A 13,109-nucleotide genomic window follows, 5' to 3' on the forward strand; every position below is an offset into this window, starting at 1 on the left:
CTTTGGGTGCAAGCATTTCCCTAGCTTGGGAGAAGCGTTTAAGTGATTTTTGCAATGATAGGCTTCAAAAAATCTAGGATTCATGCACTTTAGAAACAAGTCAAAAAACTCACCAATCCCCGAAGTTAATCTGATTCCTTTAATGGATGTGATGATGTCAGTGCTAACCTTTTTTATTATCACATCAATGAGTTATACAGGTCAGCGCTTAGGAGACATTAATCTACCTGGTTTACCTGGTACGGGAACCGCTAGTGGCGAGTCAAATACTCGCAACACTCTAGTCATTGGCTTGAATCGCCAAGGCGAGATTTTACTAAATAATCAAGTTATTACTATTAATCAGGTGTCTGAAAGAATCCAGTCATACCTAGAACAAAATCAAAATGCTACAGTCGTTTTAAAAGCAGACCGAGATTTACCGTATGAAGATGTCCAAAAACTGTTAAAAGAAATGACAAGAATTGGTGGCGATCGCGTTTCTCTAGCAATTGAGCGTCGTTAAAATGAACAATCTGTAGGGGTGACCCGCCTGCATCAACTTAAAACACCATTCTACTCAATTATAATGGGTTACCATAGTCTCAATTATCTGTCCCATAATCATGTTTATTTAAATCGTTAAACAATGCGTTTTAGAACCCAGCGAACCCAGTCATCAATACCGTCCATTCAGTTAATCCCTATGCTTAATGTGATCATGGGAGTTCTAGCTTTTTTCGTAATGACTTCCATGATGTTGACCACTCAAGAAGGAGTTAATGTTCAACTCCCTAATAATGAAAATAATCCAACTCAGCCGCAGGAAAATCCCGCTCCTTTAATTGTACAATTGAAGTCCCCAGGACAACTGGTCATCAGTAATCAATCGGTAAGCCAAGAGCAATTGTTTGAGCAAATGCAAACCTATTTATCTCAAAATCCTCAAGGGGCTGTCTTCTTACAAGCCGACAGTCAATTGCCCTACGAGCAAGTGATTCAGCTATTAGCTCAAATGCGGAATGTGGGAGGCGATCGCGTTTCCTTGGCTATTGAGAGTAATTGAGTATCTTATTTTCTACTGGCGAGGATCATCTTCAGCTAAAATAATCACTGTGATCAAATTTTCTTTTTCATCTTTTGCAGGTGTCAAAATCAGATAACGTTCAAATCTATCCTTCTTTATTTTGTAAAGAGTTCCTCCGCCATACTCGCCATCTCCCGTTGGCGATAACGGCTCAAATTCTAAACTTTGCAGTTGTTCATTCAAGCTAATAGCAAGTTCTTGGGGGGATATCGGATGATCTGCTGTTGTTTTTCGTGCTATTGTGAAATCAAAATTTGCCCTTTTAAACTTATCGGCTTCAACAAGAGTATCAAAGTCATCTTCTACGTTAAAATCTTTGAGTTTATATTGTAGTTTTAGAGTTTCAATAGCAGTACTTAAAGATGCCATAACTAAAAATTCAGCTCTATCCTCTGTTTTATTTTTGACTAATTCTTTTAGATCATAACTTTCAGATTCTAGATAAATAGAAGTTTTACTGTCTTTGTGAATTAAATGTAAATACTTAGTTTCATTGCCTTTCGTATTTGACACTTCATAAACTCTAAAATTACCCTCATTTTTTAGAGGTTTGGGTTGCTGAAAATCTTGATTAGGCAATAGTTCCTTCTCAAACTTAGACGCTACTTTTTCCAAGTCCTCTTCTATATGCCATATATACGTTGCTTCATCAAACTCTGGTCTAAGTACACCACCAGAGCCTTTCTCTGCCCCTGGATAACGAGGAAATATTGCGAAAAAATTAACCTCTTTTTGGGCGGGTTGGGGTGGGGTATAGTTTTGATCCGACTCGTCTAATGTATCTGAAGTTTTGTCCTGATCAGTCTGAACAACATTTGATGTTTCAGAAGTTTGCTGTTTTTTTGTCTGAGACAATTTAGAACTAACAGACGGTTGGTTAATTGGCTGATTAGAAGACGGATTTGCCGGAGACTCCGGACGATTGATAATGATTTGAGAATTAGTCTGACGCCTCTGAGGAGTTTGGGCAAGAGTGACTGGACTCCTTTGAGGAGTGACTTTAGAAGTCGATTTCGGGGAGGGAGAGGATTTAGGAATGGAAGGAGAAGGTAATTTGGTAATTTTAACCGTTTCCTCTTTTTCAGGGTTCTCAGATTTTCTCAGATCATCGGAAATCGGTAGCATTAGCACAATACCGTGCAACACCAAGGAAATCAGCAACATGGGTCGCAACACTATCTGTGCAGGAGTTGATAAGTTTTTCAGCAACTCAGACGATTTCATAAAAGAAAGCACAGTTAAAAGCAGCAAGGATTTAATTACAATCGAGTTTCATTGTGACACATCTGAAAGTAGAGACGCGGCAAAAAAACTCGTCTGTCAATAATTGGGTTAGTAGGGGCGGGTTTTACTATTATCTAGTGCAAAAAACTTCCCCGGTAAGTAAACCCGCCCTTTTCCTAAGTGTCATTCATAGAAGAATTGTCTTTCCCACCTTATCTTCCCTTGTTCCCAGAGAAGGGCGGGCGCGAGTCAAGTTATCTGATATCGACAAAAGGTTATTGGTAAAACCCACCCCTACAACCGGGCTTCCCCTGTGTCTCTATCCCTTGTTGGATGAGAACTCGGTAGATTCTCAGTCTGCTTAACCCATTTGTCGTACAAATCAGGGCGACGTTCCCGGGTTCTGTGAATCTGTTGGTCTTTGCGCCACTGGTCAATTACCTGATGATTGCCCGATAATAAAATCTCTGGGACTTGCCAACCGCGAAATTCAGCAGGGCGTGTCCACTGAGGATAATCCAATAATCCGGCTTCAAAACTTTCTGATTTGAGGGATTCCACCTTCCCCACGGTTCCGGGGCGTAATCTCACCACCCCATTAATCAGGGCGAGTGCGGGAATTTCACCGCAGGTTAAGACAAAATCCCCTAAGGACACCTCTTTCGTTACTAAATGTAAAACTCGTTCATCGACACCCTCATAATGCCCACAGATGATCACAATCTGGTCATAACCTGTCGCCAACTCCACCAACAGTGGCTGATTCAGGGGTTGTCCCTGGGGCGTCATCAGAATTACCTCTCGCCGAGGTAATATGGGCAACGACTCCACAGCCGCAAAAATCGGTTCGGGTTTCATTAACATCCCCACGCCACCCCCATAAGGTTCATCGTCAACCCGTCGGTGTTTATCCGTGGCAAAATCACGAGGATTGACCAGGTGCACCTGGGCGATTTGTTTGGTCAATGCCTTACCCAGCAGTCCTGACGCTAGGGGAGAGGTAAAGAAATCCGGAAACAGTGTTACAACATCAAAACGCACAAGGATTGGGTCGTTCTCAAGACAAAAAGGGTCAATCTTATATCATAGTATAAGTAATTATTGGTATAATTTGCCATGATGACTGGGAAACGCCAGATTTCCTCCCCACGGCTGAGTGCCGTGAGTAAGCGTTCTTCCGTGGCTAAACAATTAACGATTTCCATCAAGTCACCGCATTTAGGCGGCTGTAGAGTGCATCTGATGAAAGCCAAGCGCGATGGTGTTTAGTTGTGGTGAAGCTTACCAAGAACAACCTAAATCAGTAGTTGAGCTAGGGTCAAAATCATAATAAAGTAGACAGTCCTAGCCCTAGCGCGATACTCAAATATTGAACTCACCTTATGCTCGAACTCGACAGTATGCTGCAGTTAGACTCTCAATTCCAAGTGACGAAAATGCCTCAATCGACAAAAACCGCAATCATTGTTATTGGTGGTGCGGAAGACAAAGTTCATGGACGGGAGATCCTGCAAACTTTTTTTCGTCGATCGGGTTCAGGTGAGGCGAGAATTGCGATTATTCCATCCGCGTCGCGAGAACCAGCACTGATTGGCGAACGGTATCAGGGGATCTTTGAGGATATGGGGGCAAAGGAAATTAAAGTCCTTGATGTGCGCGATCGCGCTCAAGGTTCGGATGCTGAGCTCCAAGAGTATGTGGAAACCTGTACGGGTGTATTCATGACCGGTGGGGATCAACTGCGCTTGTGCGGTTTGCTCTCCGATACCCCTTTAATGGAAAAAGTCCGTCAACGGGTACATTTAGGGGAGATTACCTTGGCAGGAACCAGTGCAGGTGCGGCTGTAATGGGTCATCACATGATCGCAGGCGGTGGGAGTGGTGAGTCCCCGAATCGCTCCTTAGTCGATATGGCAACGGGTTTAGGGATTATTCCTGAAGTGATCGTCGATCAGCATTTTCTGAATCGAAATCGCATCGCCCGCTTGATGAGTGCGATCGCCATGCACCCGGATCGCTTAGGGATTGGGATCGATGAAGATACTTGTATTATCTTCGAGCGAGATGGTTGGTTACAGGTCATGGGCAAAGGTACGGTGACGATTATTGATCCCACAGAACTGGCTCACACCAATCAGGTGGATATTGACAGCACCGAACCCATTAGTCTGCATAACCTCCGGGTGCATATTTTTTGTCATGGCGATCGCTATCATGTCTATAAACGGGCATTAATGCCAGTCAACCCCTAAGACTCAATCCAACGGCTCCCAAGCAGGCTGAAATCGCCAATCGTCCCAGCAAAATGTTCATGATGAACAGTTTGATCCCTTTGAACAGTCGGAAACTAGATAAGATTTCCCATCCACTCAAAGCGGGTAAATCCCGTCTGGGCAAGAGTAAACGATTCCCCCCCTACTACGTGGAGGACTTCTGAGAACCGCGAAAAATGTTGACGAGAAAATGTAAGTAGCGATACTTGGACGCCTACGCCTTAATAGGCGAGATTCAGCGTAGGAGAATGTCACGTAATGTTACAGAAATTCCTAAAATAGATTTTGCACAGTTGCTAGTTTGTGTTTCCTTGCCGACGTTGTGAACCATCCCCGATTTCATCACTATGAGAATTCTAAAAATCCAGACGTTACGCGGTCCCAATTACTGGAGCATTCGACGCCAAAAACTCATTGTCATGCGTCTTGATTTGGAGGAACTCATTGATAAACCCTCCAATGTACTTCCGGGATTCTACAAGGGACTGGTGCAGGCGCTACCCAGCCTGGAAGGGCATTTCTGTTCTCCAGGTGTTCGAGGTGGGTTCTTAAGTCGGGTCAGGGAAGGCACGATGATGGGGCATATTATCGAACATCTGGCGCTCGAACTTCAGGAATTAGCGGGAATGCGCGTCGGGTTTGGTCGGACGCGGGAAACCGGGACAGCCGGAATTTATCAAGTCGTCTTTGAGTACATTGATGAACAGGCCGGTCGCTATGCAGCCAGAGCAGCCGTGCGCTTGTGTCAAAGTATTATCGATACCGGAACCTATCCCCAAGGTGAGTTAAACCAAGACATAAAAGACCTCACCGAACTCGCTCGCGATGCGGCATTAGGACCGAGTACAGAAGCCCTGGTCAAAGAAGCCGACGCCAGAGGCATCCCCTGGCTTCCCTTAAGTGCCAGAGCCATGATTCAGCTTGGCTACGGGGTGCATCAGAAGCGAATACAAGCCACCTTGAGTAATTACTCCGGAATTTTAGGGGTGGAATTAGCCTGTGATAAAGAAGGGACGAAGAAGATTTTGTTCGATGCGGGTGTTCCGGTTCCCCGAGGCACAACGGTGTGTTATTTAGACGAATTAGAGGGCGCGATAGAAGAGTTGGGGGGCTATCCGATTGTGATTAAACCCCTAGATGGTAATCATGGGCGTGGGATTACGATTGACATTCGCACCTGGGACGAAACGGAAAAAGCCTATGACCGCGCCAAGGATATCTCCCGTGCAGTGATTGTCGAGCGCTATTATCCCGGCTTTGACCACCGCGTCTTGGTGATTAACGGGAAAGTTGAAGCCGTCGCCCAGCGGATTCCAGCACGGGTAATTGGGGATGGTAAGTCTACGGTTGAAGAACTGATTGAACAGACGAACCGCGATCCCAATCGGGGAGATGGACATGATAACGTCCTGACGAAAATTGTCGTCGATCATACGAGTTTGAGTGTACTAGAACGTCAGGGTTACAGTTTAAATACAGTCCTCAAAGAAGATGAGGTTTGTTATTTACGGGCAACGGCTAATCTGAGTACGGGGGGTATTGCCATAGACTGCACGGACGATATCCACCCCGAAAACATTTGGTTAGCTGAGCGTGTGGCTAAAATTATTGGTCTGGATATTGCCGGGATTGATATTGTTACGCCCGATATTGCCAAACCCCTACGGGACATTGACGGCGTGGTTGTGGAAGTGAATGCAGCACCCGGATTCCGAATGCATGTTTGTCCCTCTCAAGGCTTACCGCGCAATGTCGCCGCCCCGGTGATGGATATGCTGTTTCCGCCGGGACAACAGAGTCGCGTTCCCATTCTGGCGGTTACAGGGACGAATGGTAAAACCACAACCACTCGCTTGCTTGCCCATATCTATAAGCAAACAGGTCATGTTGTGGGGTATACCACCACGGATGGGATCTACATTGGCGATCATCTGGTGGAAAAAGGAGACACCACCGGACCCCAAAGCGCTCAAGTGATTCTCAAAGATCCGACGGTTGAGGTGGCGGTATTGGAAACAGCACGAGGCGGGATTCTGCGATCGGGTTTAGCCTTTGATGCTTGTGATGTGGGCGTTGTGTTAAATGTCTCGGCGGATCATTTGGGAATTGGCGATATCGATACCCTCGACCAGATGGCGCATCTCAAGAGTGTGGTGGCTGAATCCGTGAGTCCATCTGGCTATGCCATTCTAAATGCCGAAGATCCCCTGGTTACAGCCATGGCACAGCGCGTCAAAGGGCATCTGGCATTTTTCTCCATGAATCCCGACAATGAGGTGGTGCAAGCTCACACCAGGCAAGGGGGTTTGGCGGCTGTGTATGAAAATGGCTATCTGTCATTAATCCGAGGTGAATGGACGCTGCGGATTGAGAAGGCGGAAAATATGCCTGTAACGATGAGAGGAATGGCACCGTTTCAAATTGCTAATGCTTTAGCCGCTAGTCTCGCCGCTTTTGCTCAAGGTGTTCCTATTGAGGCAATTCGTGACGCTTTAACCACATTCCGGGCGTCTGTGGCTCAGACACCGGGACGGATGAATTTATTTAACCTGGGTGATTATCATGCCTTGGTGGATTATGCCCATAATGCCGCTAGTTATGAAGCTGTGGGCGGCTTTGTCCGCAATTGGTCTGGGGAACGGGTTGGCGTCGTCGGTGGACCTGGCGATCGCCGGGATGAGGATTTCATTAACTTAGGACGACTCTCAGCACAAATTTTCGACCGGATCATTATTAAAGAAGATGCGGATCGACGGGGACGTCCCAGTGGTGACGCGGCGGAGTTGATTCGCAAGGGAATTTTGGCGCAAAATCAGGATAGCAATTATGAAATTATTCTTGATGAAACCGAGGCGATTAACACCGCGTTAGACGGAGTGGCGTCCGGTGGTTTGGTGGTGATTTTCCCGGAAAAGGTGAGTGGTACGATTCGCTTGATTGAGGAACGACGCCCTCTCCCAGAGAATGGGTATCAACCCATGGGTGATTCTCAAGTGGATTTAGAGCCATCGGTGGCGAACCCGATTTAAGGGGGTTGGGCAAGGAAGAAACAGATGCGATCGCGGATTCCCCTTGCCCAGTTTTTGCGATCGCTTCAGCACAAAAATACCCCAAGGTCAATCCCGTCTTAAATCTCCCCGATCGTCACTGGGATCATTGAGCATTTGCGGTGCTACGGCTGGATTGTTTACAGTTTCCTGGGCGTCGCGATCGGCAATATAACCGGGTTTCATCGCTAAATCCTTTGGGTCAACGGTTGGAGTTTGCTCTGGAGCCTTTTCCTGTTCCGGTGATGTGTTGTTTGGTTCTGAACTCATTACAGCCTAATTGTTTCAACAGCTCCACCCTAACCCCTTCATCGGGAAAGCTGTACTATCCCAAGGCAGAAATTCTACCTTCTTGCACTAGAAATGATTAACCTATTAAGTTATGTAAACACGCCTCAAACTCTTACAAATGACGAAAGACGATCTCCACCTTTAACTTTAATTGTGTCCACCTACTTATCAGGAAAAATGTATCTTTGCTCCCCCAGCTTCCCCTGCTTCCCCTGCTACCTACCCCCCCCACAAGACTTATTCAGCAGACCCGAAGTAAATCAATCTAACTCCCCCATCTCCCTCATCTCCCCCATCCTCCCTAATCTCTCACCTCGCGCACGGTTATTGAAAAGCCATCTCCCAACTTGAAAGGCTTTGACTTTATCAAATACTTCGTTTAATGCACTGAGGAAGATAATGAGAATGTCTGAAGTTTCTTCGTCGGCTTTCAGGGTTGAGCAGACTTGATAGCCATCGATATCGGGCATTTTAATATCCAGTAAGATGACATCCGGGGGGTGATTGCGGACGGTTCTTAATGCCATCGTGCCGTTGGTGACGCTGCGGACTTTGTACTCCTGTTTGGTTAAGATGTCATTTAAAAAAATGCAGATTTTCGACGAGATCGTCAACAATTAAGATATTGCCTTTGGGGTCTTCAGTGTGGTAATTATCGCTTTGTTCGATTTCCTCAGAGGTGAGAGTGGGGGTGGCGCTTCGTTCTAAGAGTAAACGGCGGAAGTTATTTTTGGTGACTTTTTAACCGGAGCGCGATCGCACTACTTATCCATCAAGCGATCGCCTCTTTCATCCTTCTGCTTTTAGCCCACTGCATAGTCACTCATTTCCCGCATGAAAGGAGGATGAAAACCTAGAACAATATCTTGTTTTGGTACGCCCAAATCGACTAACTCTGCCGCAATATCATGCTCCGTTGAATTGTGAAAAATCCAGATTTTCTCATGGCGAATATCAAGATGCATTATACAATGATGCACCCAGCGCTTATGCTGCCAACCTAGATGCACAATTTGATAGTGATTTCGCTGCGTATCAAAAATAATCTCAACATCAATCTCACCATAAGCTGGCTTAATTTCTGCGTACCTCATCAACAGTTGCTGCACAATTTGCTGATAGTTCGTTAGTTTATCCGTCACTCCTTCCATAGTGAAATTTGCTCCACTTCAATATCGTAAACAATTATTTTTACGGAATTTTCTTGCAGCATTGATGCCGGAAAATCAAGTTGAAAGAAGCTGTTATAGATTAGATCGGGCACAGCTAGATAGAGAATGCGATCGGGTTCTTCACGACGCAACGCAGCCCGATAGTTAATAAACTGCGGTCGGCGCTGTATGAAACTCGGAAATTGCCGATGCACTAGCTAAAAAACTTTTGACTTCAACCGCAATTTTCTCATCTCCTCGCTCCGCAGCCAGAGATCCTTCGCAAGCTCAGGACTCTGCCCCCAAGTCAATTTCCATATCTACACCACCTACTTTAATAGTCAAGCGGATCGTGAGTAACATTCCACCCATCCTTGGCAAGAGCCGTCTTAACAACCTGATGAAAACGAGCCTTAGCCACAACAGACGATCCGATCTAGAGGTGCAATTTCTTGCCTATCATACCAAGTAAAAGAGCGATCGCGCGACAATGGAATTTTTGCTTCAGCAGAAGTCCAACTCCCTATCCTGCGGGTTTTCCGGGGAAAGGGGGTGATACAGGTGGTTCCCTTTGTTGATTTTGGCACGGCTTGGAATAGTTCCGGTCAAGCGAATCCCAGTCCCAATACTCTGGCATCTGTGGGTCTGGGGCGAGCAGTGGCAACAGAAGAATTTTACTGCTCGCCTTGATTGGGGGATTCCTTTAGTGTCGGTAGATTCACCCTACGGAACCGGGCAAGAAAATCCTTTCTACTCCCACTCCCATAAACAAGTTACCAATTAAAGTGGCTGAAGAGGTCAAGTGGATGGCATGGAATGCTGCATGGTATGCGGCAAACACTCGTGCAGGGGACAAATATAAAGGGGATGCTGGAACGAATGACGTAGGCTTCAAAAAACACTCCGGAGATATGAGTAAAGCCGTAACTGCTCTGGAGCTTAAGTTAAGCCAAAATGCACTAGACGATATCAAGTGGGGAGCATGGAACGCTGCATGGCATGCAGCAAATGAACGCAACGATTGTAAACAGGATGCGGAAAATGACTTCAAGCACTTTGAGTTTTACTACAGCCAAATTGTGGAATGAATTACTGCAAACAAAAGTCCTCAAAAATGAGGATGAAGGCAGTCTCTACGAAACAAGTATTCAGATAGTATCGTAGTCAGGACTTACGCACAGACGCCACTAATTGTAGGGACACGGTATATCGTGCTCCTACAATTGGTGGTTTAATCACCCTAACTCAATTGAGTCATCTTATTTTTGATAAAAATACATAATTGAACCCTCCCCACCTCAATCAAAGATTATAGGTGGGGAGGGTTCCAATTATGACATTACTCCAAATGGGGATAGCTATTAGAAATTAAATGCAATACCTGAATCGTCCACGTATCATGCAAAAATTTGTTTCAGTTTGAATCGGTTGATCTTGTTGGCTCACTTGAGCTTGATTAGCAAGCTATGATAGAGAATCCCCATGATTGGTTTTGTCCTGACGCAGATTGTGACCTTAAGCGTCGGTGCGTCGATGACGTTCTCCAATGTGATGTCGGTAGGAACCCTGGTTTCTTATCAGCTTTTATTAGTTAGGTTGAATCTCAATATTATTGCTTTAACTGGGTCAGTGCCTTATTTTCTCGATGGCATTGCAGCCCTGCGACGCATTAACGATATTTTGTCAGAAGTCCCTGCGATTCAGGATGCCCCAGATGCGATTGACTTGCCTCATTTTCAGAGTGACATTTACTTTGACAACGTTACCTTTAACTACTCGGCTGAAAGAAGTGGGGTAAAAAATCTATCCCTAAAGATTCGCCAAGGAGACTTTGCAATATTTGTCGGTGCTTCTGGCGCGGGAAAAAGTACAATTATCAACTTACTAATGCGATTTTATGACCCGGATAAAGGACGCATTCTGTTTGATGGCGTTGATTTACGTCATGTCACAGTACGCTCCCTCCGTTCTCAAATTGGACTGTTGATGACTAGAGCCTGATTGACAGGCAATTTCTAGATACTTCTTGAAATATCTCCCTGGGCGTGGTAATATATTGCTCCGGTTAGCAAAAACAACAATGAAGTCGGCTCAGGACTCAATTACAAGCCCAAAGGATTACTTTCCCTTTTGGGACAAGTCTTGTCAGGAAATGTCACAGAAGTTGTGGTCTCTCACCAAGACCGACTTGTCAGGTTCGGTCTTGACTTCATCGAGTGGTTATGTCAGCCAAAAAACGGCTTCCTCTTGGTTCTCAACACAAGTGAGAGATCTAATGAACTCCAAAGGGTTGAGGATATCCTTGCCATCGTCCATGTCTAATGTTGCCGAGTGTACGGAAAAAGAAAGTACAATTCTGCTATCAAAGAAGATTCGAGTTTACCCAGAAACGGCACTAGCTAAGACATGGTTTCAATGGATATCGGCTTCCCGATGGTGTTTTAATCAAGCCATTGCCATACTCAAAACCCAAAGAATCGGTAAATACGACTTGAGAAAAATGGTAATGAGCTTGGCTCCATCTTGGGTAAGCCAAACCCCTTATAATCCACGTCAATTAGCCGTATTTCAGGCGTTTGAAGCACACAAAAGTGCCAGAAAATCAGGGGGAGACGCCAAGTTCCGCTCAGTGCGTGAACCCGTTAAGTCCATTCGGTTTCAAAAGGATAACTGGAAAAAAGGAACGTTCTATCCAACACAAACCAAGGGGCTAAGTTTCAAGGCTCGTGAACCAATTATCGAAGTCATGCACCATGAGCCTACCTTGGTACTAGACAGAGGACGTTGGTTCATTTGTTACGCCATAGATGCGCCTAGACCCGAACCCCTGAAAAGTGAGCTAGCCATTGCCCTTGACCCGGGTGTGAGAACGTTTTTAACGGGGTTTGATGGCTCCGAAATTTGGGAGATTGGCAAGTATGATATGGGACGCATTTACCGATTAGCCAGCCATCTTGACAAGCTAATGTCTCGGATGGCTCTAGCCAAGGGACGCAAATCTAAACGCCTACGGTATCGGTTGCGTCAAGCCGCCCAAAAAATCCGCATCAAGATTCGGAACCTAGTTTCGGAACTACACAAAAAGGCAGCTAATTACTTATGCACCAAATATAAGGTAATATTCTTGCCAACGTTTGAGGTCAAAAATATGGTCAAACGGGGTAAGCGGCGACTATCAACCAAGACGGCGCGAAAATTGGTTACATGGTCCCATTACCGTTTCAAGCTTTCGTTGAAGCATCAAGCAGCCAAGTATGGTTGTGTTGTAGTAGACGTAACAGAAGAGTACACCAGTAAAACCTGTTCAAAGTGTGGACACATTCACACAAAACTAGGAGGCAACAAACAGTTTGTTTGCCCCTCCTGTGGTCACGCGATTGGGCGTGATATCAATGGCGCTTTCAACATTTTGTTGAAGGCTTTGAGAGATACCTCCGCATCTGGAGTGATAGCTTCATTCCAGATTGTGCCATACCCAGAAAATTCCAGCAATTGCCAGATTTTTCCGGGTTAAATGTATCTGGTTTCTCAGGATGTGATTCTATTTAACTGTTCCGTGCGAGAAAACATCCGCATGGGCTATTTAGACGCCACGGACGAACAAGTGGAAGCCGCCGCTAAATCCGCCGAAATTCACAAGTTTATTTTGTCCTTACCCCAAGGCTACGACACCCCAGTAGGTGACAGAGGCGGGCAATTATCCGGGGGACAACGGCAACGAATCGCCTTAGCCAGGGCGCTGGTGAGAGATCCTGCGATTCTGATTCTGGATGAAGCCACATCCGCCCTCGATCCTGCCACAGAAGCGGAAATCCTCGCCACTATTGAGCGTATCACCCAAGACCGCACGGTGATTTTCATCACCCACCGCATGGCTCATGCGATGCGTGCGGATGTCATGTACGTGCTGGAAAACGGCGGCTTGGTGGTGAGTGGGTGACACACAGATTTTTCAGGGTATAGCAGTAGACAGATCGATTAAGACTTTCGGCACCATTGTAGAGACGTTCCATGGAACGTCTCTACATAAATGATGAGGTGACTTCAGGTTCAAGTC

Annotated in this window: 15 protein-coding genes and 1 pseudogene; 10 read left to right on the forward strand and 6 right to left on the reverse strand. The window is 45.8% G+C overall.

What is annotated here, in order from left to right; translation table 11 throughout:
• Nucleotides 1-82 precede the first annotated feature (82 nt).
• Both RID09_RS19965 and RID09_RS19970 read left to right on the forward strand, forming a co-directional pair.
• Entirely contained in the window at nucleotides 83-505 is a 423-nt protein-coding gene (locus RID09_RS19965; protein ID WP_446337670.1) for an ExbD/TolR family protein, read from the forward strand.
• Between the two features lie 123 nt (nucleotides 506-628).
• Nucleotides 629-1,045 carry an ExbD/TolR family protein gene (locus RID09_RS19970; RefSeq protein ID WP_446337671.1) on the forward strand — a complete coding sequence of 139 codons (417 nt, stop codon included), beginning with the start codon at nucleotides 629-631 and terminating at the stop codon, nucleotides 1,043-1,045.
• Nucleotides 1,046-1,057: 12 nt separating this feature from the next.
• Here RID09_RS19970 and RID09_RS19975 read toward each other — a convergent pair whose 3' ends face one another.
• Both RID09_RS19975 and trmD read right to left on the reverse strand, forming a co-directional pair.
• Nucleotides 1,058-2,317 carry a hypothetical protein gene (locus RID09_RS19975; RefSeq protein WP_446337672.1) on the reverse strand — a complete coding sequence of 420 codons (1,260 nt, stop codon included), beginning with the start codon at nucleotides 2,315-2,317 and terminating at the stop codon, nucleotides 1,058-1,060.
• A gap of 267 nt (nucleotides 2,318-2,584) precedes the next feature.
• On the reverse strand, nucleotides 2,585-3,331 hold the full coding sequence (trmD, locus tag RID09_RS19980) for a tRNA (guanosine(37)-N1)-methyltransferase TrmD (RefSeq protein ID WP_446337673.1): 747 nt from the start codon (nucleotides 3,329-3,331) through the stop codon (nucleotides 2,585-2,587).
• 75 nt (nucleotides 3,332-3,406) lie between these two features.
• Here trmD and RID09_RS19985 point away from each other — a divergent pair, with 75 nt between their 5' ends.
• From RID09_RS19985 to cphA, 3 genes are all read left to right on the forward strand, one after another.
• Nucleotides 3,407-3,559 carry a hypothetical protein gene (locus RID09_RS19985; RefSeq protein WP_446337674.1) on the forward strand — a complete coding sequence of 51 codons (153 nt, stop codon included), beginning with the start codon at nucleotides 3,407-3,409 and terminating at the stop codon, nucleotides 3,557-3,559.
• Between the two features lie 113 nt (nucleotides 3,560-3,672).
• Nucleotides 3,673-4,542, forward strand: coding sequence for a cyanophycinase (locus tag RID09_RS19990; protein ID WP_446337675.1), 870 nt, complete (start codon nucleotides 3,673-3,675; stop codon nucleotides 4,540-4,542).
• Nucleotides 4,543-4,910: 368 nt separating this feature from the next.
• The gene (gene cphA / locus RID09_RS19995) at nucleotides 4,911-7,592 is read left to right on the forward strand and encodes a cyanophycin synthetase (protein WP_446337676.1); all 2,682 of its coding nucleotides are present in this window, start codon (nucleotides 4,911-4,913) and stop codon (nucleotides 7,590-7,592) included.
• An 87-nt stretch (nucleotides 7,593-7,679) separates the two neighbouring features.
• On the opposite strand, the gene RID09_RS20000 is transcribed toward cphA, so the two are convergent.
• The 4 genes and pseudogenes from RID09_RS20000 to RID09_RS20015 form a co-directional block, all read right to left on the reverse strand.
• The gene (locus tag RID09_RS20000; RefSeq protein ID WP_446337677.1) at nucleotides 7,680-7,880 is read right to left on the reverse strand and encodes a hypothetical protein; all 201 of its coding nucleotides are present in this window, start codon (nucleotides 7,878-7,880) and stop codon (nucleotides 7,680-7,682) included.
• 281 nt (nucleotides 7,881-8,161) lie between these two features.
• Entirely contained in the window at nucleotides 8,162-8,518 is a 357-nt protein-coding gene (locus RID09_RS20005) for a response regulator (RefSeq protein ID WP_446337678.1), read from the reverse strand.
• A 186-nt stretch (nucleotides 8,519-8,704) separates the two neighbouring features.
• Nucleotides 8,705-9,052 carry an element excision factor XisI family protein gene (locus RID09_RS20010; protein WP_446337679.1) on the reverse strand — a complete coding sequence of 116 codons (348 nt, stop codon included), beginning with the start codon at nucleotides 9,050-9,052 and terminating at the stop codon, nucleotides 8,705-8,707.
• A pseudogene (locus tag RID09_RS20015) lies at nucleotides 9,040-9,473 on the reverse strand (element excision factor XisH family protein). The gene RID09_RS20010 and the pseudogene RID09_RS20015 overlap by 13 nt, the downstream one beginning before the upstream one ends.
• Nucleotides 9,474-9,613: 140 nt before the next feature.
• Between RID09_RS20015 and RID09_RS20020 the strand changes: the two are divergent.
• From RID09_RS20020 to RID09_RS20040, 5 genes are all read left to right on the forward strand, one after another.
• A complete protein-coding gene (locus RID09_RS20020) occupies nucleotides 9,614-9,742 on the forward strand; it encodes a hypothetical protein (protein ID WP_446337680.1) in 129 nt (42 codons plus the stop codon).
• Between the two features lie 95 nt (nucleotides 9,743-9,837).
• Nucleotides 9,838-10,140 (forward strand): hypothetical protein, encoded by a 303-nt coding sequence (locus tag RID09_RS20025; RefSeq protein WP_446337681.1) that lies wholly within the window; start codon nucleotides 9,838-9,840, stop codon nucleotides 10,138-10,140.
• Between the two features lie 394 nt (nucleotides 10,141-10,534).
• Nucleotides 10,535-11,053 (forward strand): ATP-binding cassette domain-containing protein, encoded by a 519-nt coding sequence (locus tag RID09_RS20030; protein ID WP_446337682.1) that lies wholly within the window; start codon nucleotides 10,535-10,537, stop codon nucleotides 11,051-11,053.
• A gap of 313 nt (nucleotides 11,054-11,366) precedes the next feature.
• Nucleotides 11,367-12,566, forward strand: a complete 1,200-nt coding sequence (locus tag RID09_RS20035) for an RNA-guided endonuclease InsQ/TnpB family protein (RefSeq protein WP_446337683.1) — start codon at nucleotides 11,367-11,369, stop codon at nucleotides 12,564-12,566.
• On the forward strand, nucleotides 12,567-12,992 hold the full coding sequence (locus RID09_RS20040; RefSeq protein WP_446337684.1) for an ATP-binding cassette domain-containing protein: 426 nt from the start codon (nucleotides 12,567-12,569) through the stop codon (nucleotides 12,990-12,992). It begins immediately after the preceding gene.
• Nucleotides 12,993-13,109: the final 117 nt, after the last annotated feature.

Source organism: Coleofasciculus sp. G1-WW12-02 (genome assembly GCF_040219735.1).
Taxonomy (GTDB): Bacteria; Cyanobacteriota; Cyanobacteriia; order Cyanobacteriales; family Coleofasciculaceae; genus Coleofasciculus.

Coding starts and splice junctions, on each gene's coding strand:
- RID09_RS19985 (WP_446337674.1), top strand. CDS start 3,407: ATGATGACTGGGAAACGCCAGATTTCCTCCCCACGGCTGAGTGCCGTG.
- cphA (WP_446337676.1), top strand. CDS start 4,911: ATGAGAATTCTAAAAATCCAGACGTTACGCGGTCCCAATTACTGGAGC.
- RID09_RS20040 (WP_446337684.1), top strand. CDS start 12,567: ATGTATCTGGTTTCTCAGGATGTGATTCTATTTAACTGTTCCGTGCGA.
- RID09_RS19965 (WP_446337670.1), top strand. CDS start 83: ATGCACTTTAGAAACAAGTCAAAAAACTCACCAATCCCCGAAGTTAAT.
- RID09_RS19970 (WP_446337671.1), top strand. CDS start 629: ATGCGTTTTAGAACCCAGCGAACCCAGTCATCAATACCGTCCATTCAG.
- RID09_RS20030 (WP_446337682.1), top strand. CDS start 10,535: ATGATTGGTTTTGTCCTGACGCAGATTGTGACCTTAAGCGTCGGTGCG.
- RID09_RS20010 (WP_446337679.1), bottom strand. CDS start 9,052: ATGGAAGGAGTGACGGATAAACTAACGAACTATCAGCAAATTGTGCAG.
- RID09_RS20000 (WP_446337677.1), bottom strand. CDS start 7,880: ATGAGTTCAGAACCAAACAACACATCACCGGAACAGGAAAAGGCTCCA.
- RID09_RS20035 (WP_446337683.1), top strand. CDS start 11,367: ATGTCTAATGTTGCCGAGTGTACGGAAAAAGAAAGTACAATTCTGCTA.
- RID09_RS19990 (WP_446337675.1), top strand. CDS start 3,673: ATGCTCGAACTCGACAGTATGCTGCAGTTAGACTCTCAATTCCAAGTG.